The sequence below is a fragment of the Actinoplanes sp. NPDC049265 genome (genome assembly GCF_043197135.1).
Taxonomy (GTDB): Bacteria; Actinomycetota; Actinomycetes; order Mycobacteriales; family Micromonosporaceae; genus Actinoplanes.
The window spans coordinates 1-26,782 of sequence record NZ_JBICSP010000014.1 but is presented as its reverse complement, the minus strand read 5'-3'; the positions used below and the strand labels follow the sequence as shown (position 1 = coordinate 26,782).

Genomic DNA, 26,782 nt, shown 5'->3' with positions numbered 1-26,782 from the left:
CATGATGGCCGGCGGGGGCGGGCGGAACTGGCGGCTGGTCCGGGCCGACACCGACGCGGTGCCGTCGTCGGTGCGCCGGTTCATGGCCCGCGCCCGTCAGCGCCGGCTCCAGGCGGCCCTGCCCTGGGCTGTCGGCTTCGGCATGGTGCTGGTCATCGGCGGTCTGCTCTGGATGGTGTACGCGACCCCGGTGCTCGGCGTTCGCGAGGTGCGGGTGGTCGGCACCGAGTCGCTGACCGCCACCGAGGTCGAGACCGCGGCGGCGGTGCCGATGCGCGAGCCCCTGGCCCGGGTCGACCTGGACGCGGTGCGCGCCCGGGTGCAGAGCCTGGCCGCGGTCGACCACGCCACCGTGTCGCGCAGCTGGCCGACCTCGGTCGTGGTCGAGGTGGTCGAGCGGACGCCGGTGGCCGCGATCCGGGCCGGCAAGGAGTTCCGGCTGATCGACGGGCAGGGCGTGCCGTTCCGGACGGTCGCGCGGAAGCCGTCCGGCATTCCGCTGGCCGCCCTGCCCCAGCCCGGTCCGTCGGACGTCAACACCCGGGCGATGCTGACCGTGCTGGACGCGCTGACCGACGACCTTCGCGGTCAGCTGCTGCAGATCTCGGTGCCGGCGCCGGCCCGTATCGAGCTCACCCTGCGTAAGGACCGACGGGTGATCTGGGGTGACGACTCCGCCAGCGAGACGAAGGCCCAGGTCTCGACGGCTTTGCTGAAACGGAAGGGGCAGACGATCGACGTCAGCGCCCCGACGGTCGTGACGATCCGTTAGTCCGTAGGATCAACCGGACACTCGCGCACAAACGGAGCTTTACGGCGGAGGTTACGGCTTCGTCGGAATTCCGCCACGTAAGCGGTCAACGACACGCCGCGCGGGTCCTTGGTTTGCGGAGTGACGGCTGCTTACGTAGCGACCAGAGGTTCGATGGTTGACATAAGACTAAGCCTCTAGTAGAGGGTGAGGGTTTCCTCGCCCTCCCTTGTACGGCAGCGGCAGTCGAAGTGCGGCCCGGTTGGAGAACCGGTCCGCAGGGGCCTTCTTCTGCCACTAACCCTGGAAGGGAAGGCTGAGCCCGATGACTCCTCCACACAACTACCTTGCCGTTATCAAGGTCGTCGGCATCGGGGGCGGCGGCGTCAACGCCGTGAACCGCATGATCGAGGTCGGGCTCAAGGGCGTCGAGTTCATCGCGATCAACACCGATGCGCAGGCGCTGTTGATGAGCGACGCCGACGTCAAGCTCGACGTCGGCCGCGAGCTGACCCGGGGCCTCGGCGCCGGCGCCCAGCCCGAGGTCGGCAAGAACGCCGCCGAGGACCACCGTGACGAGATCGAGGAGGTCCTCAAGGGGGCCGACATGGTCTTCGTGACCTGCGGCGAGGGCGGCGGCACGGGCACCGGCGGCGCGCCCGTCGTGGCCAACATCGCCCGCAAGCTCGGCGCGCTGACCATCGGCGTGGTCACCCGGCCGTTCTCGTTCGAGGGCAAGCGCCGCCAGGTGCAGGCCGAGGCCGGCATCGACGAGCTGCGCAACCAGTGCGACACGCTGATCGTCATCCCGAACGACCGGCTGCTGGCCCTGGGCGACCGCGGCATCAGCATGATGGACGCGTTCCGGCAGGCCGACCAGGTGCTGCTCTCCGGCGTGCAGGGCATCACCGACCTGATCACCACGCCGGGCCTGATCAACCTGGACTTCGCCGACGTCAAGAGCGTCATGTCCGGGGCCGGCAGCGCGCTCATGGGCATCGGCTCGGCTCGCGGCGACAACCGTGCGGTCGAGGCGGCCGAAAAGGCGATCTCCAGCCCGCTGCTGGAGCAGAGCATGGACGGCGCCCGCGGCGTGCTGCTCTCCATCGCCGGCGGTTCCGACCTCGGCCTGTTCGAGATCAACGACGCGGCGCAGCTGGTCACCGACGCGGCCCACCCCGACGCCAACATCATCTTCGGTGCGGTCATCGACGACGCGCTCGGCGACGAGGTGCGGGTCACCGTGATCGCGGCGGGCTTCGACGGGGGCGCGCCCTCGTACAAGCCGGCCGAGCCCGCGCGCAAGGTGGTGCAGCAGCCGTCGACGCCGCCCGCCGCCGCGCCGGCCTCGCCGGTCCCGGTGCCCTCGGCGCCGCCGGCCGCCACCACGCCGCCGCCGCGCCGGGTCCTCTTCGACGACGTGGACGTGCCGGATTTTCTGAAGAACGGGTCCTGATGCTCGAGCCCGAAGGGTCCTGATTCTCCATGCCGTCCGGAGGACCGGGCATCGGTGGTTGACATCGACAGGCGCGCCGAATTGGCCTCGAACCTCGACGAGGTGCGGGAGCGGATCGCGCGCGCCTGTTCCGCCGCCGGCCGGTCCGTCGACGAGGTCACGCTGGTGGCCATTACCAAGACGTACCCGGCCAGCGATGTTGTTCTTCTCCACTCACTCGGCATTACTGATGTGGGCGAGAACAAAGATCAAGAAGCAGGACCCAAAGCCGCTTCGGTACGGGCGGAAGGCGCGTCGCCGCGCTGGCACTTCGTCGGGCAGTTGCAGCGCAACAAGGCTCGCTCGGTCGTCGGCTACGCGGACGTCGTGGAGTCGGTGGACTCGGTCCGGCTGGCCGCCGCCCTGGATCGCGCCGCCGCCGAGCTGCGCGACGCACCACTCGACGTGCTGGTCCAGGCCAGTCTCGACTCGTCGCCCGGGCGTGGGGGCGCCCACGGGGACGAGCTCTGGGAGGTCGTCGACGCCGTCGCTGAGTCCGCGTCGCTCCGGCTGCGCGGACTGATGGCGGTCGCGCCTCTGGGCGTACCCCCCGGACCGGCCTTTGAATTGTTGCGGTCGTTCTCCGGTCGACTGGTGGCCGGCCACCCCGACGCGACGGTCGTCTCGGCCGGCATGAGCGGGGACCTGGAGGAGGCCATTCGGCACGGAGCGACACACGTGCGGATCGGCACTTCTTTACTCGGGATGCGAAACAGCCTGCGGTAGCCTTGCGGCGGGCAGCAAACTACATAGGTGTTGTTTACGCGCTCTCCCTCGGGGGATGCGCCCGGACAGCGCAGCGCACGTGTGCGTAAGGCGCGTGCAAGGGGGGATGCGGCCCCGGCATGGGGGTTGCGGGCCGCGATGGAAACGAGGTGGGGGCAATGGACGGTCGGTTCGGCGCCGAGCGGAACGAGGTGACAGCGTGAGTGCTCTGCGTAAGGCCGGTGTGTGGCTCGGTCTCGTCGAGGAGGACGACGATCGCGCGTACGACGACCGTGGCTATCGCGAGACCAGCGGCTACCGGGAGCGCGACCGCGACTCGGGCTACCGCTACGCGGACGAGTTCGCCGACGAGGACGAAGAGGTCGAGGAGCCGGCGCCGGTGCAGCGGACCCGTCCGTCCGGCCGCGAGCGTGACCGCGACCGCGGCCCCGGTCGGCTCCAGCGCGCTGTCGCCGAGCTCGAGGAGGAAGAGGAGCGGGCCGCCGCCCAGCGTGAGGAGCGGGCCACCGTGCGTCCGATCACGCGTTCGCACAACCACAACTCGGGCTCCTCGAACTCCGACAACTACCCCACCCGGGGCGATCTGGCCCTCGCGCCCCAGGTGCAGGTGCACCAGCGGGCGGCCGAGGAGGACCAGCGCTACCAGATCACCACTCTGCACCCGACCACGTACCGTGAGGCGCGGACGATCGGTGAGCACTTCCGGGACGGCGTACCCGTGATCATCAACCTCACCGAGATGGACGAGGGCGACGCTCGCCGGCTGGTTGACTTCGCCGCCGGACTGGCCTTCGGCCTGCGCGGTACGATCGAGCGCGTGACCAACCGGGTTTTCCTGCTCTCCCCGGCGAATGTCCAGGTCACCGCCGAAGACAAGGCCAAGATCGCTGAGGGTGGGTTCTTCACCCAGAGCTGACCCGAACGAGGGAAACCGCCCAGGTGCTGTCGATTTTGTTCCAGGTTCTATATCTACTGGTTTACGTCTTCTTTCTGACTCTGCTGGCGCGCTTCGTCCTGGGCGCGGTGCTGCAGTACGGGCGCCGTTGGCAGCCCGGGCGGGGCGCGTCGGCGGTATTGGAGTCGGTGTGGAGCGTCACTGATCCGCCCCTCAAGGCGTTGAGGCGTGTGATCCCACCGCTGCGAATTGGTAACGTGAGCGTGGACCTGGCGTCCCTGGTCCTGCTGGTTATCCTGTTCGTGCTTTTGAACTTCGTGTTAGCGAGCCTCATCGCGACCTTCAGCGTCTGATGAGGTCCGCCCCACGCGGCCGCGACTGACCCGAGGAGTTTCGATGCCGCTGACCCCGGCCGACGTGCACAACGTCGCCTTCAAGAAGCCTCCGATCGGCAAGCGGGGGTATGACGAGGAGGAGGTCGACGCCTTCCTGGACGAGGTCGAGCGCGAACTCGCCCGTCTGATCGAGGAAAACAACGAGCTGCGCGCCCAGGTGGAGCGCGGTGGCCGGGGTGGCGCGCCAGCCGTCCCGGGTGCCGACCCCCGCATGGCCGCCGAGCTCAACGACATGAAGGCCCAACTGGACCGCATCCAGCGGGACAAGGCGGCCGCCGAGCAGGCCGCCCGGCAGATGCAGGCCGAGCTCGACCAGGTGCGCGCACAGGGTCCGGTCGGCGCCGGAGCCACCTCAGCCGGCGGCGACGGCGAGCAGCAGGCCCTCCGGGTCCTGATGATGGCCCAGCGCACGGCCGACGACCACGTGTCCGACGCCCGGCGCGAGGCCGACAAGCTGCTGTCCGACGCGCGGTCCAAGGCCGAGGAGGTCACCCGCGAGGCCCGCGCCAAGGCCGACGCCCTCGAGCGGGACGCGCGCCAGCGTCACCAGGAGGCCATGGGCGGCCTCGACGCCAAGCGGTCCGCGCTGCAGAAGCACATCGAGGAGCTGAAGCAGTTCGAGCGGGAGTACCGCACCCGCTTGAAGGCGTACCTGGAGAGCCAGCTGCGCGACCTCGACGGCCGTGGGCAGGGCCTGGAGGCCGAGATCGCCCGCGCCGACGCCGGTCGTTCGGTCGGCGGTTCCGGTGGCCTCGCCGCCGCCGGCCTCGCCGGTTCGTACGGCGGCAGCCGCGCCAACTCCATCGAATCCGGCCGCTGACAGCTCCTGTCAGTCGGTCGGCTGCACCTCGACGAGGATGAGCCATGATCGTTGTTACCCTGCTGCTCATCCTCGTCGCGGTGACGCTGCTCGTCCTGGGCCTGGCCGACGGCTCGAGCCTGCTGCTGATCGGCTCGATCGTGACAAGCCTGCTGGCCGCGGTCGCGCTGGTCATCGGCGCCCGCCGAGCGGCCACCCGCCGCCGTGCCGCCGCCGGCCCGTCCGCCGCAGGCCCCTCCGCCGCTGAGGCCGCACCCGCCGAGGAATTCGCCACCGCCGGTGCGCGCACCTCGACCGGCCCCGGCCCGTCCAATGCCGCCGCCGGCTCCCGCCCGGCCCCCGACGCCGGCCCCGGTCCCGCCGGCACCCACACCACGCAGGGCGCCCGTGCGGCCCGTCGCTCGGCTGCCGAGGCCGCCTTCGACGACTTCCCGCCGCCCCCGCCGCCGGCCGCCGGCCTCCACGAGGACTTCCCGCCCCCGCCGAAGCCGGCCGCGGCGCGCCTCCACGAGGACTTCCCGCCGCCGCCCGGCCCCGTCGCCGACTACATGCCGCCCGGCCGTGAGGACCTGCTTCCTCCGCCGCCCGGCTCGACCGAGGGCCGCCTCCACGAGGACTTCCCACCCCCGCCACAGGCCGAGCCGTCCCGTCCTGAGCAGTCCCGCACGTCTGGTGCCCAGCAGTCCCGCGCGTCCGGCAGCGAGCAGTCCCGTGCGTCTGATGCCGAGCAGTTCAGCGCTTCTCACGCCGAGCAGTCCCGTGCCGGCGCCCCGCTGGGTGGCTACTCGGCGTCCTCGACCCGCGCTGAACGTGACGTGGATTCCGATTTCTCCGCGTCTGACCCGATCTTGGACGACGAGGACGACGACCTCCTCGACCCCGACCCCACCCGCCGCACCCCGCAGCCGGCCGACTACAACCACGCCTCCTCAACCATCGACGCGGCCCGCGCCACCGCCTCCGAGGCCTGGCGCACCGACCCCACGCTGACCGACCCTGGCACCCGCAAGGCCGAGCCCCTCGACGACGACCTCCCCCTCCTGCTCGACGACCCCGACCCGGCCCCCACCAGAGCCGCCGCCGACCCTGCTTCCTCCACACCTCCCGCCGCCTCGGCCTCCTCCGCCGATTTCGCTGCCTCCGACTCCTCCGCCGATCCCGCCGATCCCGCCGATCCCGCCGCTTCCGCCTCCTTTGCCGGTCCTGCCTCCCCTCCCGGTCCTGCCTCCTCTGCCGGGTCGGCAACCCCCGGCTCCTCGACCGCTCCGGCCGAGGAGGAGTTCGCCGAGGCCGACGATGACGACCCCGAGGACGAGCCCCTGCCCCAGGCGGTCCGCCCCGGCGACGCCGTCCAGGTGGCCCGGATGGACGCCGAGGTCCTGGTCGTCGACGGCCGCCCGCGCTATCACATGGCCGACTGCCCGCACCTGGTCGGCCGCCTGACCGAGGCCCTCCCGGTGAGCGAGGCGGTCGAACTCGGGTTCAACCCGTGTGGGCTGTGCCGCCCGGTCGACCGCCTGGTCGCCCATTCCGCCCAGCGCTGACCGCTTTCCACAATCCGCGCCCCTGTGGACAACCGCGACTGACGCCATTCCCGCCGGGCTATGGTGACGCCCACCCAGTGATGGGCGGGGGGAGGTGGCGGCGCGGCGGCAACAATTGTCGATTTCGACGCTGACCCCGCTGACCCCGCTGACCCCGCTGACCCCGCTGACCCCGCTGACCCCGCTGACCCCGCTGACCCCGCTGACCCCGCGTCGCGCCACGGCGCCCGCGCCGCGCGCGTCGCGCGTCGCGCTACGGGCATAGCGGTGATCCGCCAACAAGCGGTGCGGCGGACGCGGTCGTGGCGGGAGTGCTGGGCCGCCACGCCATCCCGGTCGATCGGCGTTACGGATCGTCGCCTCGTGACCCCGGTGCGCTGTCGATGACAAAGATCGAGACAATGGGGCCATGGCCAAGCGGCGGAGTCCGGACCGGAACGGCCCCGATGCCGGTCTGACGGTCGCCGTTCGAGTGCGGCCGGGTGCGGGCCGCACGGCGGTGGGTGGACGCTACGACGGGCCGCACGGGGCGGCACTGATCGTCGCCGTCGGTGCGCCGGCGGTGGACGGGAAGGCCACCGAGGCGGTGCGGAAGGCGTTGGCCGAGGCTCTGGGGCTGCGGCCGGCTGCGGTCGAGCTGAAGGTCGGCGCCACCAGTCGGGACAAAGTCTTCGCCCTCGATGCCGACGGGTCGGTTGTGGCCGGCCGGATCGCCGCTCTGCGTGATGGTGCCGGCGGGCGGGGCGCGGCGGATGGGTGACGGCGGCGGGTGAGCGGGAATCTCGACCAGGGGCTGCTGATCGGGGCGGCGGTACTGCTGGTCGCGGTGGCCGCGGTGCGGTTGTCGACGCGGCTGGGGCTGCCCAGTCTTCTGCTTTACCTGCTCATCGGGATGTTGCTGGGGGAGTCGGGCTTCGGGATCCGGTTCGATGATGCGGAGCTGACCCGTACGCTCGGCTTCTGCGCCCTGATCATGATCATCGCCGAGGGTGGCCTGACCGCGCGCTGGACCACGTTGCGGCCCGTGCTGGGGTTGTCGGCCGTGTTGGCGACGCTGGGGGTGGCGGTCAGCATCGCGGTCGTCGGGGTGGCCGTGCATCTCGTGCTCGGTCTGGGCTGGCGGCTGTCGCTGCTCTACGGCGCGGTGCTGTCGTCGACGGACGCGGCGGCCGTGTTCGCCACGTTGCGGCGGCTGCGGCTGCCACCGCGGCTGGTGGCGACGCTCGAGGCCGAGTCGGGCATGAACGACGCGCCGGTCGTTCTGCTCGTGGTGCTGCTGTCGACGGCGGGGCCTATGCCGCACCCGTGGTGGTACGAGCTGATTCTGGTGCTCTACGAGCTGGTCGCGGGCGTCGCGGTGGGCTGGCTGGTGGCGACCGTGGGGCGCTGGTTGCTGCGCAACGCCGCGCTGCCCTCGTCGGGGCTCTATCCGATCGCGGCGGTCGGGCTGATGATCCTCGCGTACGCCGCCGGCGCGGTCACGCACGCCAGTGGCTTCCTGGCTGTCTACGTGGCGGGGGTGGTGCTCGGCAACGCGCGGCTGCCGCATCGCCGGTCCATCCTCGGGTTCGCCGACGGGCTGGCGTGGGTGGCCCAGATCGGTCTGTTCGTGCTGCTCGGGCTGCTGGTGTCGCCGAGCCGGCTGGGCGGGGCGCTGGTGCCGGCCCTGGTCGTCGGCGTGGCTCTGGTGCTGCTGGCCCGGCCGCTGTCGGTGGTGGTGTCGGCGGTGCTGGCCCGGCCGGTGCGTGGGCCGCGGCGCCCGGAGTCGCGGATCGGCTGGCGGGGGAGTGCCTTCCTGTCGTGGGCGGGCCTGCGCGGCGCGGTGCCGATCGTGCTCGCCACGATTCCTCTTTCGCTGGGTACGCCGGGCGCCGACCGCCTGTTCGACGCCGTCTTCGTCCTCGTGATCATCTTCACTCTGGTGCAGGCGGGCACGCTGGCCCCGGCGGCCCGGCTGCTCGGGGTGACGGCACCGGGCGAGGCGACGGAGCTGCATGTTGAGACGGCCCCGCTGGAGAAGATGAACGCCGACCTGCTGCAGGTCGACGTCCCGCCGGGGTCCCGGCTGGCCGGCGTGTTCATCGATGAGCTGCGGCTGCCCGTGGGCGCCGCGATCACGCTGGTCGTGCGGGAGGGTGCCGGCTTTGTCCCGGGCCCGGACACGCGGCTGCGGTCGGGCGACGCGCTGCTGATCGTGGCGACCGCCGACGCCCGGGACGCGGCCGAGAGGCGGCTCCGGGCGGTGAGCCGCCGTGGCCGCCTCGCGAGGTGGTTCGGGGAGAAGGGCGAGGAGCCCCGCGCGTGAAGCGAGACGGCGGGGAGCCCCGCGCCTGAAAGGAGCGACGGGGAGCGCGGCGCGTGAAAGGGACGGCGGGCCGCGACGCGTAAAAGAAGGAGCCGCGCGTAAACCGGACATCGTCGGGTATCCGACGTGAGAGGGCCGGTGAGCAGGGCGTTTCACCCCGGTTGGGAACCCCGGGGCCGGTGCGCCGTGTTGTCGCTGGTCTTCACGTTCCGTATCGTTGCGTGCCATCGGTGTGTGCGACCCTGTTCGCCGCGCCGTTTTGGTACGTAGGGGGCAGAGATCCGCGCCGGGCGCGCGGCCGAGGGAGCGACCATGGCCAAGGCAACCGAGACGAAGCCCGCCACCAAGCGGACCCGTAGCGCGGCCGAGACGAAGAAGATCAGGACCGCGCTCGAGGAGCGTCGCCACGAGCTTCAGACGGAGTACGACCAGACGCTCACCGAGATCGCCGAGCTGCAGCGGGACCGCCTGGACGACTCGGCCGGCGACGACACCGCCGACACCGGGACGAAGACGTTCGAGCGTGAGCAGGAGATCACTCTGGCGAACAATCTGCTCGAACGGATCACTCAGGTGGAACGCGCCATCGACCGCCTCGGCGAGGGGAACTACGGTTGGTGCGAGAAGTGCGGTAACGCCATCCCGGTCGAACGGCTGGCGGCGTTCCCGTCCGCGACCCTGTGTGTGTCCTGCAAGCAGCTTGAGGAGCGACGCTGAACGACGCTGACGAGGCCACGGTGACCGACGAGCCGGTCGCCGGGCGACGGAGTGCCGGCCATGTCCTGCTGGTGCTCGCCGTGATCGCGGTGCTCGCCGTGGTCGTGGACCAGTTGGTCAAGGAGGTTTCGACCAACGAGCTGGTGGAGGGCGAGCCGGTCAAGATCCTGGGCGGCCTGATCTACCTGTCGCTGCTGCGTAACAGCGGCGCGGCGTTCAGCCTGGGCACCGGCTACACCTGGGTCTTCCCGCTGGTGACGGTGGCCGTGGTGGCCTGGATCGGGGTCATGGCCCGCAAGCTGCGCTCGGTGCCGTGGGCGGTGGCGCTGGGTCTGGTGCTCGGCGGGGCGCTGGGCAACCTGGGCGACCGGCTGTTCCGGGCGCCGGGCTTCCTGCAGGGCCACGTGGTCGACATGATCAGCCTGTTCGGCCCGTACGCGAAGTATTTCGCCGTGTTCAACATCGCCGACGCCTGCCTGAGCGTCGGTGTGGTGCTGGCCGTGCTGCTGGAACTGACCGGGCGGCAGCGCGACGGCAGCCGTACCCCTGCGAAAAAGAAAGCACCGTGACCTCCAGATCTCTCCCCGTGCCCGACGGCCTCGACGGCATGCGCCTCGACCAGGCCGTCTCGCGGCTCTTCGGCCTGTCCCGCACCGCCGCCGCGACGCTGGTCGAGGCGGGCGACGCGATGGTCGACGGCGTGCCCCGGCCCAAGTCCGACAAGGTCTCGGCCGGCGCCTGGCTCGAGGTCACGCTGCCGGCGCCGGTCGCGGCCCCGGCGGTGGTGGCCGAACCGGTGCACGGCCTGACCATCGTCTACAGCGACGACGACATCGTGGTGGTGGACAAGCCGGTCGGTGTGGCCGCGCACCCCAGCCCGGGCTGGACCGGCCCGACCGTGATCGGCGGGCTGGCCGCGATGGGCCAGCGGGTCGCCACCAGCGGCGCGGCCGAGCGGCAGGGTGTGGTGCACCGCCTCGACGCCGGCACCACCGGGCTGATGGTGGTGGCCAAGAGCGAGCAGGCCTATTCGCACCTCAAGCGCGCGTTCAAGGAGCGCGAGGTGGAGAAGCGCTACCACGCCGTGGTGCAGGGCCACCTCGACCCGCTGCGGGGCACCATCGACGCCCCGATCGACCGGCACCCCACTTCGGACTGGAAGTTCGCGGTGATCTCGGCCGGCAAGCCCAGCGTCACGCACTACGACACGCTCGAGGCGTTCCGCTCGGCCAGCCTGATCGACGTACGGCTGGAGACCGGGCGTACCCATCAGATCCGGGTGCATTTCTCCGCCCTCCGGCATCCGTGCGCCGGCGACCTGACCTACGGCGCCGACCCGGCCCTGGCCACCCGGCTGGGCCTGACCCGGCAGTGGCTGCACGCTCGCGAGCTGGCCTTCGAGCATCCGGCCACTCGGGATGTCGTCCGCTTCGTATCGGACTACCCTGATGATCTGCAGCACGCGCTCAACGTGCTGAGGGAAGCGAACTGACACCCAGGGGGTTGTCCGATGACCGCGGCCGGTCAGCGCATCGCGACCGGCTTCGCTCTGTCCTCCGCGGCGTCGCTGCTGGTGCTGATCATCTGGGCGGCCGACCGCAACCATCCACCCTCCACGGCCGCTCCGCCGGTCGGTGACGTGGTCCGGGTCGGGGTGGTCGAGGGCCAGACCGTGCCGGGATACCTGAAGAACAGCCGGGGCGAGCTGGCGTCCCTGACGCCCGGGGCGCCGACCTGGGCGCTGGTGTCGCTGACCGGGTACGTCCCACCCGCTGAGCTGTCGTCGGTGCTCAGCGGCGGTGCCGTGGCGCAGGTCTACGCCCGGGCGCCACTGCCCGAGAGCGAGACCAGGGTGGTACGCATTTCCGCGTACCGGGTGCCGGACGACGTGGTGGCCGGGATGCTGGCGACGGCCGGTCAACGCGATCAGGAACGCGCCGACTACGGCCGCCTGAGTCAGGGTCTGCGGGGCGCCGGGAACGATCAGGAGCGGCTGCGCCGGGCGTACGACGACGCCGCCAGCACCGCCGCAGCCGAGGCGCACGCCTACCGCGCCCACTGCGCCTGTGTGTTCGCGGCGGTGGTGCAGGCCGACCCGGCCGCCCTGCGCGGCATCGCCGGCCGGGCCGAGGTCCGCGCGGTCGACCCGGCGCCCGAAGTGCGGCGGTTGGACCGGGTTGAATTTCGCCCACCTTTGCCCGAGCAATCCACGTCTGACCAGGATGTGGATCGACAGACGGCGATCAGCCCGGCACCCGGGGGCACTTCGACGGTTGCCGCCGCAACCCCGACGCCAGTACCCTCGTCGCTCGGGGCGACTGTGAAATCTGCCTCACCCCCGCAGCCCGCTGTCCCCTCGGCGGGACCCGGTTCTTCACTCCCGAGTTCGGAGGAAAGCCCTGCCGTACCCGCCGAACCTGCCCCGACCTCCCCTCCTGGCGCATCAGCGACCGCGGCGGGCGAACCCGGCGGGGCTTCCGCGCGTTAAGAACCTCGTCGGCCGAGATCACGATGGACCGCCCGGCGGCCAGGGATGGTCGGCCGGGGAGTGGCCCGAACGGGGTTCGGCTCCGTAGCCTGTTGCGTGGCGGCGACGCCCGTGGCCCCGAGGAAGAACCGAGTCGAGCAGGGAGGATGACCCGTGGACGGGACCGAGTCCGGCTGGGGCCGGCCTGCGGACTCCGGGCCCCGCTGGCGGGCTCTGCTCGACCGCGCCCGGCATGGGTCACGTCCCCACCCCGACGAGACCGACGATCCGGAGCCCGAGTCGGCGCCGGAGCCCCGCCGCCCGGCGACGCCCGCGCAGCCTCTGCCGATGCGCCCGCTCGACCGCCGCTCGTGGTTGCCCGAGACGGCCCGCCCCGAGGGGCCCGGTCAGCAGCCGGCTCCGGCCCCGCAGCCGAACGGCTACGACCGCCCGGTGAACCCGCTCGACCGCCGCCCGGTGAACCCCTTGGACCGGCGTACCCAGGCCCGGCCGTTGCCGCCACCGGCCGAGCCGCGCCCCAAGAACCCGCTCGAGCAGCGCCCGGTCAACCCGCTCGATCAGCGCCAGAACTCGCTCGATCAGCGCGCGAATCCGCTCGATCAGCGCGCGAATCCGCTCGATCAGCGCGCGAATCCGCTCGATCAGCGCCAGAACTCGCTCGATCAGCGCGCGAACCCGCTCGATCAGCGCCCGGTCAATCCGCTGGAGCCGCGCCGCTCGCGGATCGCCGAGGGCTTCCAGGGCCGGGCCGACGCCGCGCCCACCTCGGCATCGGCCCCGCAGCAGCCGCACAGTTACTTCAACCCGGGGCCGCAACCGCAGGCCTACCGCGCGGCCGCCGCTGTGCCGTCGCCCGCGCCGCCGGTGACGCCCCCGGTCGCCAAGCCGGCCGCGCCGCCGGTCGCTCCGCCCACGCGCCAGCCGGCCGCCTTGCCCACGCGTCCGCCGGTCGCGCAGCAGTCACCCGCCCCGGCCCGGATCGAGTGGCGGCAGGCGGCGCCGGCCCAGGAGTCCGACCGGGCCGTGTCGATCCTGCGGCGCAAGGTCGGCCAGCCGCGGGTGCTGGCCTTCGCCAACCCCAAGGGCGGCGTACACAAGACGACCGCGACCGTCCTGGCCGCCGCGACCATCGGCAGTGTCCGCGGCCGCGGCGTGCTCGCCTGGGACGACAACGAGCTGCGGGGCACGCTCGGCCTGCGGGCCGGCAGCGCCCGGCACGCCCGGACCATCCGGCACCTGCTGCACGACCTCCTCCAGATCGAGAACATGCACGGCGACGCCCTCCTGCAGGAGCTTGACGGTTATCTGCGCCACGCGGCGGACGGTTCGTACGACGTGCTGGCCGGCGAGGAGAACCCGCGGTTCGCCCAGCGGCTCGACCAGCACACCGTGCGCCGGGTGATGGACCTGCTGCGCCGCACCCACGACGTGATCTGCGTGGACACCGGCAACAACGTCGAGAGCGTCAACTGGCAGACCGTGATGCGGGCGGCCGACCAGCTGGTGGTGACCACGGTCCCGCGCGAGGACGCGGCGTTCACCGCCGACTGGATGCTCGACCTGCTCGACGAGACCGGCCAGGAGGATCTGGTCAAGAACGCCGTGACGTTGATCTCCTGCCCGTCGCAGGGCAAGCCTCCGCTGCTGGACGATCTGGTCAAGCACTTCGGCACCCGGACCAGGGCCGTCGCGGTGGTTCCGTACGACCCGTCGCTCGAGGTCGGGTCGTCGATCGAGTACGGCGACCTGCAGCCGGAGACCCGCGCCGCCTGGATCAAGGCGGCGTCGATGATGATCGAGCCGTTCGCCGAATAAGGGCGCGCCCGTCCGTCGGCCGGGCGGTGATCGGGTTTAGGCTCGGGGTCGTTCAAAACCGGCGAGAGGGGCCCCAGGGTGTCTGACTCCTTCGTGCATCTACACGTGCACACCGAGTATTCGATGCTCGATGGAGCGGCCCGGGTCAAGGAACTCCTCGCCGAGGCGAAACGGCTGGGCATGCCGGCCGCCGCGATCACCGACCACGGCAACATGCACGGGGCGTACGACTTCTACACCCAGGCCAAGGCGGCCGAGGTCACGCCACTGATCGGCGTCGAGGCGTATGTCGCACCCGAGTCCCGCTTCAACAAGAGCCGGATCAAGTGGGGCCGCCCCGAGCAGAAGAGCGACGACATCTCCGGTAACGGCGCGTACACCCACATGACGATGTGGGCCCGCAACGCGGTCGGCCTGAAGAACCTCTTCCGCCTCAACTCCCGGGCGTCGATGGAGGGCCAGCTCGGCAAGTACCCGCGGATGGACTTCGACATCATCGCCGAGCACGCCCAGGGCATCATGGGCACCACCGGGTGCCCGTCCGGCGCGGTGCAGACCCGGCTGCGGCTGGGCCAGTTCGACGAGGCCCTGAAGTCCGCCGCCATGTACCAGGAGGCGCTGGGCCAGGAGAACTACTTCCTCGAGATCATGGACCACGGGCTGTCGATCGAGAAGCGGGTCCGCGACGGCCTGCTCGAGATCGGCCAGAAGCTCGGCATCCCGCCGCTGGTCACCAACGACTCCCACTACACGCACGAGGAACAGTCGGCCGCGCACGACGTGCTGCTGTGCGTGCAGACCGGCAGCAACGTGGCCGACCCCAACCGGTTCCGCTTCGACGGCAACGGCTACTTCGTCAAGTCGGCCGATCAGATGCGCGCCGTCGATGAGTCCGAGGCCTGGCAGGAGGGCTGCCGCAACACGCTGCTGGTGGCCGAGCGGGTCGACACCGACGGCATGTTCACCTTCAAGAACCTGATGCCGAGGTTCCCGATCCCGGACGGGTACTCCGAGGAGGAGTACTTCCGGCACGAGGCCTTCGAGGGGCTGCGGCGCCGCTTCCCCGACGGCATCCCGGACACGCACATCAAGCAGGCCGAGTACGAGCTCGGGGTCATCATCCAGATGGGCTTCCCGTCGTACTTCCTGGTCGTCGCCGACTTCATCCAGTGGTCGAAACGCAACGGCATCGCGGTCGGCCCGGGCCGTGGTTCGGCAGCGGGTTCCCTGGTCGCGTACGCGATGGGCATCACCGACCTCGACCCTCTCCCGCACGGGCTGATCTTCGAGCGGTTCCTCAACCCCGAGCGCATCTCGATGCCGGATGTCGACATCGACTTCGACGAGCGCCGGCGCGGCGAGGTCATCAAGTACGTGACCGACCGCTGGGGCGAGGACAAGGTCGCCCAGATCGCCACCTTCGGCACGATCAAGGCGAAGGCCGCGATCAAGGACTCGGCCCGGGTGCTGGGCTACCCGTTCGCGGTCGGCGACCGGATCACCAAGGCGCTCCCGCCCGATGTGATGGGCAAGGGCATCCCGCTGTCCGGCATCTTCGACAAGGACCACAAGCGCTACGGTGAGGCCGGCGAGGTCCGGACGCTGTACGAGCAGGACCCGGATGTCAAAAAGGTGATCGACACCGCGCGCGGGATCGAGGGCCTGATCCGGCAGACCGGGGTGCACGCGGCCGGCGTGATCATGAGCGCCGAGCCGATCATCGACCACATCCCGCTGATGCGCCGCGCCTCCGACGGCGTAATCATCACGCAGTTCGACTACCCCACCTGCGAGACGCTCGGCCTGCTCAAGATGGACTTCCTGGGCCTGCGCAACCTGACGATCCTCGACGACGCGGTCAAGAACATCAAGCTCAACCACGACCTCGACCTCGACCTGCTGGCCCTGCCACTGGACGACAAGGCGTCGTACGAGCTGCTGGCCCGGGGCGACACCCTGGGCGTGTTCCAGCTCGACGGCGGCCCGATGCGCTCGCTGCTGCGACTGATGAAGCCGGACAACTTCGAGGACATCTCGGCCGTCCTGGCCCTCTACCGGCCCGGCCCGATGGGCGTCGAGTCGCACACCAACTACGCCCTGCGCAAGAACAACCTGCAGGACATCACGCCGATCCACCCGGAGCTCGAGGAGCCGCTGCGCGAGATCCTCGAACCGACCTACGGCCTGATCGTCTACCAGGAGCAGGTGCAGCGGGCCGCGCAGATCCTGGCCGGCTACACCCTCGGCCAGGCCGACCTGCTCCGCCGCGCGATGGGTAAGAAGAAGAAGGAGATTCTCGACAAGGAGTTCGGCCCGTTCCAGCAGGGCTGCATCGAGCACGGGTATTCCAAAGAGGCCATCCAGGCGGTGTGGGACGTGCTGGTCCCGTTCGCCGGGTACGCGTTCAACAAGGCCCATTCGGCGGCGTACGGTCTGGTCTCCTACTTCACCGCGTACCTGAAGGCGCACTACCCGGCCGAGTACATGGGCGGGCTGCTGACCAGCGTCGGCGACGACAAGGACAAGATGGCGATGTATCTGGCCGAGTGCCGCCGGATGCACATCCAGGTCCTGCCGCCCGACGTCAACCAGTCGGCCGGGCCGTTCACCCCGGTCGGCAAGGACATCCGCTTCGGCCTGGGCGCGGTCCGCAACGTCGGGGCCAACGTGGTCGAGGCGATCGTCCGGTGCCGTCAGGAAAAGGGCGAGTACCAGGACTTCTACGACTTCCTGTCGAAGGTCGACGCGGTCGCCTGCAACAAGCGGACGATTGAATCGCTGATCAAGGCCGGCGCCTTCGACTCGCTCGGGCACACTCGGAAGGGCCTGCTGGCCATCCATTCGGAAGCGATCGACGGCTACACCGACGTCAAGCGCAAGGAAGCCACCGGGCAGTTCGACCTTTTCGGGTCCGGCAGTGACGTCGAGATCTCGACCAGCGCCGTGATGCCGGTCATCCCCGACGGGGAGTGGGACAAGCGTGACAAGCTGGCCTTCGAGCGCGAGATGCTCGGCCTGTACGTCTCCGACCACCCCCTCGCCGGCCTGGAGCAGATGCTGGCCAACGCGGCCGACACCACTATCGCCTCGCTCAACGAGGAGGGTTCGGTCCCGGACGGCTCGGTCGTCACGCTGGCCGGCATCCTCACCGGCGTCCAGCGGCGGATCACCAAGCAGGGCCGGGCGTGGGCGTCGGCGACGCTGGAGGACCTGAACGGTGGCGTGGAGGCGCTGTTCTTCCCCAACACGTACGAGGTGATCGGCCAGTACATCGCCGAGGACGCGATCGTGGTGGTCAAGGGCCGGGTCGACCGGCGCGACGACACCCCGCGGATCATGGCCATGGACATGTCCATGCCGGACGTCACCCACAACCCCGACACCAAGCCGGTCACCCTGACCATGCCGATCACCCGGTGCACGCCTCCGCTGGTCAACGAGCTCAAGGAGATCCTGGTCAGCCACCCCGGCAGCTGCGAGGTGCACGTCAACCTGGTGAACGGCAGCCGCACCACGGTGATGCGGCTGGGCGGCTTCAAGGTGGCGCCGACCCCGGCGCTGCGGGCCGACCTGAAGATGATTCTCGGCCCGTCCGCGGTGGCCTGAGCGGGCCTGGCAGGATCGAAGGGTGAATCCGGAGGCCCCGTACTCGTGGGTGGCTGAGCCACCGCCCCCGCCGCCCCGCCGCCCGATCGGCCGCGAGCTGCTCGTGGCCGTCCTGACGGCGGTGGTGCTGGCGGTGGCCGGCGCCGCCCTCGGCCTGCTGTGGCACTACCTCTCGCCGACCGTGCCGGTGATCAACGTGGGCCAGGGGCGGATCGTGGTGAACGACCCGTCGCCCGAGGAGTACATCGCCGCCGACGGCTGGTTCAGCATCCTGGGCCTGGCCTTCGGTGTGGTCGCGGCGGTCGTGGTGTGGCTGACCCAGCGCCGGCACCGGGGGCCGTGGCTGCTCGGCGGGGTGATCCTGGGCACGCTGGCCGGCCCGGTGGCGGCGTGGCAGGTGGGGCGGTTGATCGGTCTCGGCGCGTACCGGGACTGGCGGGGCTCGTCGGCCGCCGGCGCCACCTACGCGGCGCCGCCCGACCTCAGCGCGCACGGTGCTCTGCTGGTCGCCGCCTTCGGCGCGGCGATCGTGCTGACCCTGATGGCCGGCTGGGCCAACGACCCCGATCTGGAACAGCCCGGCTCCCGCCCGGGCTACGGGAACGACCTGGCCAACGAGCCCCTTCCCGCACCGCCGGTCGCGTCCGGGCCGTCGCCGGAACCGCTCAGTTCGGGCTCGCCGGCCGGGCCAGATCCGACAGCGGCACCGGCACCGCCCGGACCCGAGCCAGCAGGCCCGCCTCGCGGTTGAGCAGTTTGAGCTCGGTCCGCAGCCGGCTCGCCGTGTCCGGTGCCGCCAGCAGCAGCTGCCGCTCGTCGGTGGTCAGTTGCGCGGTCGCCGCGACCAGGTGGGACAGCACGGTCGGGTCGTCGGGCACGGTGTCGAGCACCTCGGTGGCCGGGCGCAGCAGGTCGAGGTAGGTGCGGAAGGCGGCCAGCACCCGCGGGGCCAGCAGGTCGGCCGTCTCGCCGGGCGCGTCCTCATCGGGCAGCCACTCGACCTCGGCGGTCAGGTAGGGCTCCGGCCCGGAGTTGACCGCCAGCACCCGGAACCGTCGCCGGCCGACCGTGACGATGTCGAACCGCCCGTCCGGCAGCTCGGTCACCTGGCGCAGCTCGGCCGTGCAGCCCACCTCGTAGAGCTGTTCGGCGGTGACCGGCGACTCGTCGACCGGCGGCCCGGCCTCGCCGTCGGCCTGGGCCTGCACCTCGGAGCCGTGCCGCAACGTCACCACACCGAACTCGTGCGGCCCGTCCTCCGGTTTGGCGACCAGCTCACGCACGAGCGCGCGGTATCGCTCCTCGAAGATGTGCAGGGGCAGCACGAGCCCGGGGAACAGCACCGTGCTCAACGGGAAGACCGGGAGAATCGTGCCCACGAGGGGAGCGTATCGGCATGGTCGCTGTCCGCGCCCGCCCCGGGTGGAGCGATGTCTCCGCCTTTCGGGCATACCGCCGATCTCGTTGCCCTTCTCGGCCCTTCGCGCCGCCCAACTCGGCTTTCTCGATGGCTTCCCGCTGGCTGGAATCGCCCCGATACTGGATTTGAGACAGGCCATAGACTTGCCCCGTGCTGAATCGGATCGACCTGCGCGGCTCCCAGGCGGACCCGCGCGACCTGCTGCCCCGCGCTCAACTCGACGTCTCCGTCGCGGTCGAGCGCATCCGCCCGACCGTCGAGGCGGTCCGGGAGCATGGTTTCGAGGCGATCCGCGAGGCGACCCATCGGTTCGACGGGGTGGAGCTGTCCCGCCTCCGGGTGCCGCCCGCCGCCATCGCCGCTGCCGCGGAAGAGCTCGATGACGATGTACGAGCGGCGCTCCTGGAAGTCATCAGCCGCGCCCGCCGGGTGCACGCCGACCAGCGGCGGACCGACGTCACCACCCAGGTCGTCGCGGGCGGCACGGTCACCGAGCGGTGGGTGCCGGTCAGCCGGGTCGGCCTCTATGTCCCCGGCGGCCTGGCCGTCTACCCGTCGACCGTGGTGATGAACGTCGTACCGGCCCAGGAGGCCGGCGTCGGCTCGCTGGTCGTGACCAGCCCGCCGCAGCCGTCCAACGGCGGCCTGCCCGACCCGCGCGTGCTCGCCGCCTGCGCCCTGCTCGGCGTCGACGAGGTCTACGCCGTCGGCGGCGCCCAGGCCATCGCCATGCTGGGGTACGGCTCGACCGGCGCCGACGAGGCCGACCGCTGCGCCCCGGTCGACGTGATCACCGGCCCCGGCAACATCTGGGTCACCGCGGCCAAGCGCCTGCTCCAGGGCCGGGTCGGCATCGACGCCGAGGCCGGCCCGACCGAGATCGCGGTGCTGGCCGACGACACGGCCGACCCGGTACACGTGGCGGCCGACCTGATCAGCCAGGCCGAGCACGACCCGCTGGCCGCCTCGGTGCTGGTCACCGACTCGCTCGACCTGGTCATCGCGGTCGAGGCCGAGCTCGAACGCCAGGTGCCGGCGACCAAGCACGAGGCCCGGGTACGCGAGGCGCTGACCGGCCGGCAGTCCGGGGTGGTGCTCGTGGCCGACCTCGACCAGGGGCTCGCCGTCGTCGACGCGTACGCGGCCGAACACCTCGAGATCCAGACGCGTGACCCGCGCGACCTGGCCCTGCGCGTCCGCAACGCCGGCGCGATCTTCGTCGGCGCCTGGTCACCGGTGTCGCTGGGCGACTACGCGGCCGGGTCCAACCACGTGCTGCCCACCGGCGGCTGCGCGCGGCACTCGTCCGGGCTGTCGGTGCAGTCGTTCCTGCGCGGCATCCACGTCGTCGACTACACGCGCGACGCCCTGCGCGAGGCCGCCCCGCACGTCGTCGCCCTGGCCAACGCGGAAGATCTGCCCGCCCACGGCCAAGCCGTCACCGCACGGTTCCCGTCATGAGCGCCGCCTCCGCAGCTGCGTCCTCCGCCTCGGTAGCCTCCTCTGCCTCGGCGGCTGCGTCCTCCGCCTCCGCCCCCGCCTCGGGAGCCGCCTCGGCCTCGGCGGCCGGCTCCCCGACGGCGCGCCCCACCCTCGACGACCTCCCCATCCGCGACGATCTTCGCGGCCAGCAGCCTTACGGCGCCCCGCAGCTCGACGTGGCGGTGCGCCTCAACACCAACGAGAACTCGTACCCGCTGCCGGACGAGGTGGTGGACGCGATCGGCAAGGCGCTGCGGGCCGAGCTGCGCGACCTCAACCGCTACCCCGACCGCGACGCCTCCCTGCTGCGCGCTGACCTCGCCGCCTACGCCGGGCACGGTCTGACGGCCGCCCACGTGTGGGCGGCCAACGGGTCGAACGAGGTTCAGCAGCAGCTGCTGCAGGCCTTCGGCGGCCCGGGGCGCACGGCACTGGGATTCGGCCCGTCGTACTCGATGCATCCGCTCCTCTCCGCCGGGACCGGCACCCGCTGGGTCGGCGCCTTCCGCGACCCCGACTTCGGTCTGTCGCCCTCCGCGGCCGCCGAGGCCGTGGCCGAGCACGATCCCGACCTGGTCTTCCTCTGCTCGCCCAACAACCCGACGGGCACCGCGCTCGACCCCGCGGTGATCGACGCGGTGCTGGACGCGGCCCGGGGCATGGTGATCGTCGACGAGGCCTACGCGGAGTTCGCCCGGCCCGGCACGGTGCCGGCGCTGACGCTGCTGCCCGCGCACAAGCGGCTCGTGGTGACGCGGACGATGAGCAAGGCGTTCGGGTTCGCCGGCGGCCGGCTGGGCTACCTGGCCGCCTCGCCCGCCGTGGTCGACGCCGTGCAGCTCGTACGGTTGCCGTACCACCTGTCGTCCCTCACCCAGGCCGCCGCCCGCGCCGCCCTCGCGCACCGCACCGCCCTGCTCGCGAACGTCGACGCGATCAAGGCCGAGCGTGACCGCATCGTCGGCGCCCTCCGCGCCCGCGGGTTCCGGGTGGCCGACAGCGACGCCAACTTCGTGCTCTTCGAGGTCGGCGGTGACCAGCGCGTCGCCTGGCAGCAGATGCTGGACAATGGGGTGCTGGTGCGTGACGTCGGCCTGCCCGGCTGGCTGCGCGTGACCGCCGGGACCCCCGCCGAGAATTCAGCGTTTCTGGAGGCACTGCCGTGAGCCGCACCGCGCGCGTCGAGCGCGTCACCAACGAGACCAAGGTGCTCGTCGAGATCGACCTCGACGGGACCGGGCAGGGCGACCTGGCCACCGGTGTCGGCTTCTACGACCACATGCTCAACCAGCTGGCCAAGCACGGTGGCTTCGACCTGCTGGTGCGCTGCGAGGGCGACCTGGAGATCGACGCCCACCACACGATGGAGGACACCGCGCTGGCGCTGGGCGAGGCGTTCGCGCGTGCGCTCGGTGACAAGGCCGGCATCCGGCGGTACGGGTCGGCCACCATCCCGATGGACGAGGTGCTGTGCCGGGCCGCCGTGGATCTCTCCGGCCGGGCGTACGTGGTACACGACGAACCGGAGCTGGCGCCGTACATCGGCCCGGTCTACCCGACCAGCATGACCCGGCACATCTTCGAGTCGTTCGGCCTCGCCGCCAAGGTCACCCTGCACGTCAGCGTGCTCCGGGCGGCCCGTGACGGCGGCAAACCGGACGCCCACCACGTGGTCGAGGCACAGTTCAAGGCGTTCAGCCGGGCGCTGCGCGAGGCCGTCGAGATCGACCCGCGCAACGCCGGCCAGCTGCCGTCGACCAAGGGCGTGCTCTGATGGCGATCGCGTTGTTCGCCCTCGCCGGCATCCTCCTCGGCGGCGTGATCTCGCTGGTCAGGCAGGGCGCCACCAAGTTCAGCATCGGGGTCGTCGCGGTGCTGGCGGTGCTGGCCGCGACCGGTGGCGTGCTCTGGCTGATGCCCGGGGACAGCTGATGCCACCCTCCGTCGTGGTCCTCGACTACGGTTCGGGCAACCTCCGCTCGGCCGAGCGGGCCCTCGCCCGCACCGGCGCCGCGGTGACCGTCACGTCGTCCCTGTCCGAGGCGGCCACCGCCGACGGCCTGGTCGTACCCGGGGTCGGCGCCTACGCCGCGTGCATGGCCGGGATCGAGTCGCTCGGCGCCGGGCCGGTCATCGCCTCCCGGGTGGAGCGGGGCCGGCCGGTGCTGGGCATCTGTGTCGGCATGCAGATCCTGTTCGAGTCCGGGGTCGAGCACGGGGTCGAGACCAAGGGCATCGGGCTGCTGCCCGGGGCGGTGACCCGGCTCACCGCCACGCGCATCCCGCACATGGGCTGGAACACTGTCTCGGCGCCGTCTTCCTCCAGGCTGCTGGGTGACGCGCCGGCGGGGGAGCGGTATTACTTCGTCCACTCGTACGCGGCCTCGGATCTCGATCTGCTCACCGGGGCCGGCGCGCTCGTGACGACGGCGGCCCACGACGAGCCGTTCGCGGCGGCCGTCGAACTGGGGTCGCTCAGCGCTGCCCAGTTCCATCCCGAGAAATCCGGCGACGCCGGGTACGCGCTGCTGCGCAACTGGGTCGCGCAGCTGTCATGAGGCGGCCGGTCCTCTCTCGTGGTGCGGCCGCGCGTGCGGGTTCCTTGCGCGCGGTGGCCGGGGGCGCGGATTTCTTGCGCGTCGACCCGGAACTCGCCCGCGGTGACGCGCTGGTCGTGGGTGCGGGGTTCTCGCGTGGGTTGGTCGGCGGTGCGCGTTCGTCGCGCCGAATGGTCTTGGGTGCGGGGTTCTCGCGTGGGTTGGTCGGCGGTGCGCGTTCGCTGCGCCGAATGGTCTTGGGTGCGGGGTTCCCGCGCGGGTTGGTCGTGGGCGTCTCGCTTGCGGGGCTCGTTCGATGAGCAAGGAAAGGGCGAAGCGGCGGGCCGAGCGGCTGGCCGTGCTGGAGCGGGAGAAAGCCGTGCGGGCGCGCAAGGTCGCCCGGCGGCAGGCGCGGCGCGAGGTGGTGCGCAAGATCACCCCGAAGCGGCGCGGGCGGACCGGGACCGTCTACCGATTCCGCCGGGCCGAGCGAATCGGGCTGGTCGTGGTGCCGTTGGTGGCGGCCGCGGCGGTCTGGTCACTGGTGCCGGACATCGCGCTCCGCATCGTACTCATCGCATTGATCTTGTTGGTTCTGCCCGCTCTGACGGCCGTCATCCTCGGCCGCCGGTGAAAAAGATGGAGTTGTTGTGACGCTCGAACTGCTGCCCGCTGTCGATGTCGCTGACGGTCAGGCCGTGCGCCTGGTCCAGGGGGCGGCCGGGTCGGAGACGGCCTACGGCGATCCGCTGGACGCGGCGCTGGCGTGGCAGTCCGACGGTGCCGAGTGGGTGCATCTGGTCGACCTCGACGCCGCGTTCGGCCGCGGGTCCAACGCGGCGTTGCTGGCCGGCGTGGTCGGCCGGCTGGACGTGAAGGTCGAACTGTCCGGCGGGATCCGGGACGACGAGTCGCTCACCCGGGCGCTCGCCACCGGCGCGGCACGGGTCAACATCGGCACGGCCGCCCTCGAAGACCCCGAGTGGTGCGACCGGATCGTCGGCGAGTACGGCGACCGCGTGGCCATAGGGCTCGACGTGCGCGGGCGTACCCTCTCGGCCCGGGGCTGGACCCGCGACGGCGGTGACCTGTACGAGGTGCTGGCCCGTCTGGACAAGGCCGGCGCCGCACGCTACGTCGTCACCGACATCACCAAGGACGGCACGATGCGCGGCCCCAACGTCGACCTGCTGCGCTCGGTGTGCGAGCAGACCGACCGCCCGGTGATCGCCAGCGGCGGCGTGTCCACCCTGGACGACCTGCGCGCCCTGGCCGCGCTGGAGCCGGTCGGGGTCGAGGGCGTGATCGCGGGCAAGGCGCTCTACGCCGGCGCGTTCACCGTCCGTGCCGCGCTCGACGTGCTGGCCGGCGCATGAGCAGGTGGGAGTCGCTGTACGGCTACCAGCGGGCCGTGCGTACCGGTGACCGGATCATCACCTCCGGCACCACCGCGCCCGGTCCCACCGCCGCGGCGCAGGCGACCGCCGCCTTCGGCATCGCGCTGGACGCCCTGGCCGCTCACGGCGCCTCGGCCTCCGACGTGGTGCGGACCAGGATGTACATCACCGATCGCGCGTTCGCGGACGAGGTCGGGCAGGTGCACAGTTCGCTGTTCGGCGCGGTCCGGCCGGTCACCACGATGGTGGTCGTGGCCGGCCTGATCGACGAGTCGCTGCTGGTCGAGGTCGAGGTGGAGGCGCAGCTGTGACGGTCGCGGTGCGGGTCATCCCCTGCCTGGACGTGGACGCCGGCCGGGTGGTCAAGGGCGTCAACTTCGTCGACCTGCGCGACGCGGGCGATCCGGTCGAGCTTGCTTCCGCGTACGATGCGGCCGGCGCCGACGAGCTCACCTTCCTCGACGTGACCGCCTCGTCGGACGCCCGCGGCACCATGCTGGACGTCGTACGCCGCACGGCCGAGACGGTGTTCATCCCGCTGACCGTCGGCGGGGGAGTCCGCTCGGTCAACGACGTCGACGTGCTGCTCCGTGCCGGCGCGGACAAGGTCGGTGTCAACACCGCCGCCATCAGCCGCCCGTCCCTGATCAGCGAGATCGCCGACCGTTTCGGCAACCAGGTGTTGGTGCTGTCCCTGGACGTCCGCGAGAAGGACGACGGATCATGGGAGGTCACGACCCACGGCGGCCGCCGCAGCGCCGGCCTGGACGCGATCGAGTGGGCCGAGCGGGTGGCGACCCTCGGTGCCGGCGAGATCCTCCTCAACTCGATGGACGCCGACGGCACGAAGGCCGGTTTCGACCTGCCGCTGATCCAGGCGGTCCGCTCGGTGGTCGACATTCCGGTGATCGCCAGCGGCGGGGCCGGGGCGGTGGCCCACTTTCCGCCGGCGGTCGAGGCCGGGGCTGACGCGGTGCTGGCGGCGAGCGTCTTCCACTTCGGAGACCTCTCGATCGGCGAGGTGAAGGACGCGCTACGCGAGGCGGGCAGTCCGGTCCGCTGACGGTATCCGCGGGCGGCCAATCGGTCAGGGTTCTCGCCGGGCGCCGTGCACTTTGCCCGCTTTCCGCACTGCCGCCTGGCTCTTCGATCGCGTTGCTTTCGCGCCGTTCAGGCAGCGGTGACGGTTTGATGGCCTTGCTTTTCGCGCCGTTCAGGCAGCGGTGACGGTTTGATGGCCTTGCTCTGCCCGCCGCTCAGGCAGCGGTGACGGTTATCGCCGGACCGGACAGGTGGTTGAGGATCCGGGTGTTGCCGGCCTGATCGGTCAGTGCCAGCCGGGCCGGCGTCCAGGTCCCCGCCGGCGTACCGGCCGGAATGTCGACCTGGGCGGCGCATTCGACCCGGTCGTAGATGTTGTTGATCAGACTCCCGAAGCCGCAGGTCAGGTGACGCCCGTCGGACGCGACCGAGAACAGCGAACTGACCCGCCGCCCGTCCGGCCCCGCCAGCGTCAGCCGTCCTTTCCACAGCCCCGCCTGCAGATCGGACGCCGTGATCCGGTAGTCGAGCGTCACCCCGCCGCCGGTGTCGACGACTTTCGCGTTCTGGCCAGGGGCGAGCGCGATCTGGTCGAGCACCGGCCCGTCCGTCTCGACCAGCTGGGTCACCCCGAACTCGGCCACCCCGTCACCTCGCAATGCCCGGAAGTTCCCGTTCCCGTCGTGCGCGGTCAGCTTGGTGACCCGCCAGACCGCCTCGGACGTGGAACCGTACCGTGGCACCGGCAGGTGCACCCGCGACGTGGCCCGGGGCGCTTCACCCGGCGCGACACCGACCAGCACCGCGTCGTACGGGATGAACGTGGTCGCCCCCACCGCCGTGGCCCCCGCGAACTGCCGAAGCTCCACCGACCCGCTGACCTCGAGCGCAGCCGGGTCGACGTCGGTAACCGTCCAGGTCAGCACCACATCGGCGTCGCCACTCGTCACGTCGACGTGCGCAACGCTGAACGACACCCCCGTGATCTCGATGGCCCGATCCTCGGCGCCAGCCGCCGTCGCACCGACCAGCACAGCCGCAGCCGCGGCGGTCAACGCGACAGGCACCCGCGAACGCAACGACATCAGGTCTCCTCCCATGGGCAGACGAGTCCACAGCAGAGCCTAGAAGCCCACCCCCATCCAAACCGTCGCCGATCCGACATCCCGCCGAACACTCAGCACCCTCACAGCGAGAGCCACGCAACCCCAGTCACGCCGCACATCCGCTACCACCCCCTCGCCCGCCGCACCGGGTCCGTAACGTGGACGGTGTTTCTGGCTCTTCGGTTAGTAAGTTTCGGCGGCCGGCCAGCGGTCACCGAATGTGATGGCGAAGGCGTTGATCG

At 71.3% G+C, this 26,782-nt stretch carries 27 protein-coding genes and 2 pseudogenes; 26 read left to right on the top strand and 3 right to left on the bottom strand.

Annotated features, from left to right (window positions below):
* Positions 1-4 precede the first annotated feature (4 nt).
* From ACGFIO_RS29305 to ACGFIO_RS29240, 14 genes are all read left to right on the top strand, one after another.
* Positions 5-772, top strand: coding sequence for a cell division protein FtsQ/DivIB (locus tag ACGFIO_RS29305; RefSeq protein ID WP_392831043.1), 768 nt, complete (start codon positions 5-7; stop codon positions 770-772).
* Between the two features lie 304 nt (positions 773-1,076).
* Positions 1,077-2,207, top strand: coding sequence for a cell division protein FtsZ (ftsZ, locus tag ACGFIO_RS29300; protein WP_392830567.1), 1,131 nt, complete (start codon positions 1,077-1,079; stop codon positions 2,205-2,207).
* Between the two features lie 54 nt (positions 2,208-2,261).
* Complete coding sequence (locus tag ACGFIO_RS29295) at positions 2,262-2,972, top strand: YggS family pyridoxal phosphate-dependent enzyme (RefSeq protein WP_392830564.1); 711 nt, start codon at positions 2,262-2,264, stop codon at positions 2,970-2,972.
* 199 nt (positions 2,973-3,171) lie between these two features.
* Positions 3,172-3,888, top strand: coding sequence for a cell division protein SepF (locus ACGFIO_RS29290; RefSeq protein WP_392830562.1), 717 nt, complete (start codon positions 3,172-3,174; stop codon positions 3,886-3,888).
* 23 nt (positions 3,889-3,911) lie between these two features.
* The gene (locus ACGFIO_RS29285) at positions 3,912-4,220 is read left to right on the top strand and encodes a YggT family protein (protein ID WP_392830561.1); all 309 of its coding nucleotides are present in this window, start codon (positions 3,912-3,914) and stop codon (positions 4,218-4,220) included.
* Positions 4,221-4,263: 43 nt separating this feature from the next.
* Entirely contained in the window at positions 4,264-5,082 is an 819-nt protein-coding gene (locus ACGFIO_RS29280) for a DivIVA domain-containing protein (RefSeq protein WP_392830559.1), read from the top strand.
* 44 nt (positions 5,083-5,126) lie between these two features.
* Complete coding sequence (locus ACGFIO_RS29275) at positions 5,127-6,626, top strand: hypothetical protein (protein ID WP_392831073.1); 1,500 nt, start codon at positions 5,127-5,129, stop codon at positions 6,624-6,626.
* Between the two features lie 115 nt (positions 6,627-6,741).
* Entirely contained in the window at positions 6,742-6,891 is a 150-nt protein-coding gene (locus tag ACGFIO_RS29270; protein ID WP_392830557.1) for a hypothetical protein, read from the top strand.
* 144 nt (positions 6,892-7,035) lie between these two features.
* Positions 7,036-7,386, top strand: coding sequence for a DUF167 domain-containing protein (locus ACGFIO_RS29265; protein ID WP_392830554.1), 351 nt, complete (start codon positions 7,036-7,038; stop codon positions 7,384-7,386).
* Positions 7,387-7,395: 9 nt separating this feature from the next.
* Complete coding sequence (locus ACGFIO_RS29260; RefSeq protein WP_392830551.1) at positions 7,396-8,931, top strand: potassium/proton antiporter; 1,536 nt, start codon at positions 7,396-7,398, stop codon at positions 8,929-8,931.
* 312 nt (positions 8,932-9,243) lie between these two features.
* Positions 9,244-9,648, top strand: a complete 405-nt coding sequence (locus ACGFIO_RS29255; protein ID WP_392830549.1) for a TraR/DksA family transcriptional regulator — start codon at positions 9,244-9,246, stop codon at positions 9,646-9,648.
* A 20-nt stretch (positions 9,649-9,668) separates the two neighbouring features.
* Positions 9,669-10,217, top strand: coding sequence for a signal peptidase II (gene lspA / locus ACGFIO_RS29250; RefSeq protein WP_392830546.1), 549 nt, complete (start codon positions 9,669-9,671; stop codon positions 10,215-10,217).
* A 38-nt stretch (positions 10,218-10,255) separates the two neighbouring features.
* Positions 10,256-11,140 (top strand): RluA family pseudouridine synthase, encoded by an 885-nt coding sequence (locus ACGFIO_RS29245; RefSeq protein ID WP_392831040.1) that lies wholly within the window; start codon positions 10,256-10,258, stop codon positions 11,138-11,140.
* Positions 11,141-11,158: 18 nt separating this feature from the next.
* Entirely contained in the window at positions 11,159-12,136 is a 978-nt protein-coding gene (locus tag ACGFIO_RS29240) for a hypothetical protein (RefSeq protein ID WP_392830544.1), read from the top strand.
* Positions 12,137-12,680: 544 nt separating this feature from the next.
* Here ACGFIO_RS29240 and ACGFIO_RS29235 read toward each other — a convergent pair.
* Positions 12,681-12,761, bottom strand: a pseudogene (locus ACGFIO_RS29235) (hypothetical protein); the annotation flags it as partial.
* 62 nt (positions 12,762-12,823) lie between these two features.
* Here ACGFIO_RS29235 and ACGFIO_RS29230 point away from each other — a divergent pair.
* From ACGFIO_RS29230 to ACGFIO_RS29220, 3 genes and pseudogenes are all read left to right on the top strand, one after another.
* Positions 12,824-13,951 (top strand): annotated as a pseudogene (locus ACGFIO_RS29230) (MinD/ParA family protein); the annotation flags it as partial.
* Positions 13,952-14,029: 78 nt separating this feature from the next.
* Positions 14,030-17,557, top strand: coding sequence for a DNA polymerase III subunit alpha (dnaE, locus tag ACGFIO_RS29225; RefSeq protein WP_392830541.1), 3,528 nt, complete (start codon positions 14,030-14,032; stop codon positions 17,555-17,557).
* Positions 17,558-17,579: 22 nt separating this feature from the next.
* The gene (locus tag ACGFIO_RS29220; RefSeq protein ID WP_392830539.1) at positions 17,580-18,308 is read left to right on the top strand and encodes a hypothetical protein; all 729 of its coding nucleotides are present in this window, start codon (positions 17,580-17,582) and stop codon (positions 18,306-18,308) included.
* Here ACGFIO_RS29220 and ACGFIO_RS29215 read toward each other — a convergent pair.
* Positions 18,223-18,936: an LON peptidase substrate-binding domain-containing protein gene (locus ACGFIO_RS29215; RefSeq protein WP_392830537.1), complete on the bottom strand. Its 714-nt coding sequence runs from the start codon at positions 18,934-18,936 to the stop codon at positions 18,223-18,225. The two genes, ACGFIO_RS29220 and ACGFIO_RS29215, sit on opposite strands and share 86 nt — an antisense overlap.
* A 191-nt stretch (positions 18,937-19,127) precedes the next feature.
* Here ACGFIO_RS29215 and hisD point away from each other — a divergent pair, with 191 nt between their 5' ends.
* The 9 genes from hisD to hisF all read left to right on the top strand — a co-directional run bounded on the left by hisD (position 19,128) and on the right by hisF (position 25,456).
* Entirely contained in the window at positions 19,128-20,438 is a 1,311-nt protein-coding gene (gene hisD, locus ACGFIO_RS29210) for a histidinol dehydrogenase (protein WP_392830535.1), read from the top strand.
* Complete coding sequence (locus ACGFIO_RS29205) at positions 20,435-21,625, top strand: histidinol-phosphate transaminase (protein WP_392830533.1); 1,191 nt, start codon at positions 20,435-20,437, stop codon at positions 21,623-21,625. The genes hisD and ACGFIO_RS29205 overlap by 4 nt, the downstream gene beginning before the upstream one ends.
* A complete protein-coding gene (gene hisB / locus ACGFIO_RS29200; RefSeq protein WP_392830531.1) occupies positions 21,622-22,233 on the top strand; it encodes an imidazoleglycerol-phosphate dehydratase HisB in 612 nt (203 codons plus the stop codon). Before ACGFIO_RS29205 ends, hisB begins: the two co-directional genes overlap by 4 nt.
* Positions 22,233-22,391 (top strand): hypothetical protein, encoded by a 159-nt coding sequence (locus tag ACGFIO_RS29195; protein WP_392830528.1) that lies wholly within the window; start codon positions 22,233-22,235, stop codon positions 22,389-22,391. The genes hisB and ACGFIO_RS29195 overlap by 1 nt, the downstream gene beginning before the upstream one ends.
* Entirely contained in the window at positions 22,391-23,017 is a 627-nt protein-coding gene (gene hisH / locus ACGFIO_RS29190; protein WP_392830525.1) for an imidazole glycerol phosphate synthase subunit HisH, read from the top strand. The genes ACGFIO_RS29195 and hisH overlap by 1 nt, the downstream gene beginning before the upstream one ends.
* Before the next feature lie 295 nt (positions 23,018-23,312).
* Positions 23,313-23,630 (top strand): hypothetical protein, encoded by a 318-nt coding sequence (locus tag ACGFIO_RS29185; protein WP_392830523.1) that lies wholly within the window; start codon positions 23,313-23,315, stop codon positions 23,628-23,630.
* Positions 23,631-23,646: 16 nt separating this feature from the next.
* Positions 23,647-24,372, top strand: coding sequence for a bifunctional 1-(5-phosphoribosyl)-5-((5-phosphoribosylamino)methylideneamino)imidazole-4-carboxamide isomerase/phosphoribosylanthranilate isomerase PriA (priA, locus tag ACGFIO_RS29180; RefSeq protein ID WP_392830520.1), 726 nt, complete (start codon positions 23,647-23,649; stop codon positions 24,370-24,372).
* Complete coding sequence (locus tag ACGFIO_RS29175; RefSeq protein WP_392830517.1) at positions 24,369-24,704, top strand: Rid family hydrolase; 336 nt, start codon at positions 24,369-24,371, stop codon at positions 24,702-24,704. Before priA ends, ACGFIO_RS29175 begins: the two co-directional genes overlap by 4 nt.
* Positions 24,701-25,456, top strand: coding sequence for an imidazole glycerol phosphate synthase subunit HisF (hisF, locus tag ACGFIO_RS29170; protein ID WP_392830514.1), 756 nt, complete (start codon positions 24,701-24,703; stop codon positions 25,454-25,456). The genes ACGFIO_RS29175 and hisF overlap by 4 nt, the downstream gene beginning before the upstream one ends.
* 193 nt (positions 25,457-25,649) lie before the next feature.
* Here the strand turns inward: hisF and ACGFIO_RS29165 are convergent, their stop codons facing one another.
* Positions 25,650-26,519, bottom strand: a complete 870-nt coding sequence (locus ACGFIO_RS29165; protein ID WP_392830511.1) for a hypothetical protein — start codon at positions 26,517-26,519, stop codon at positions 25,650-25,652.
* Positions 26,520-26,782: the final 263 nt, after the last annotated feature.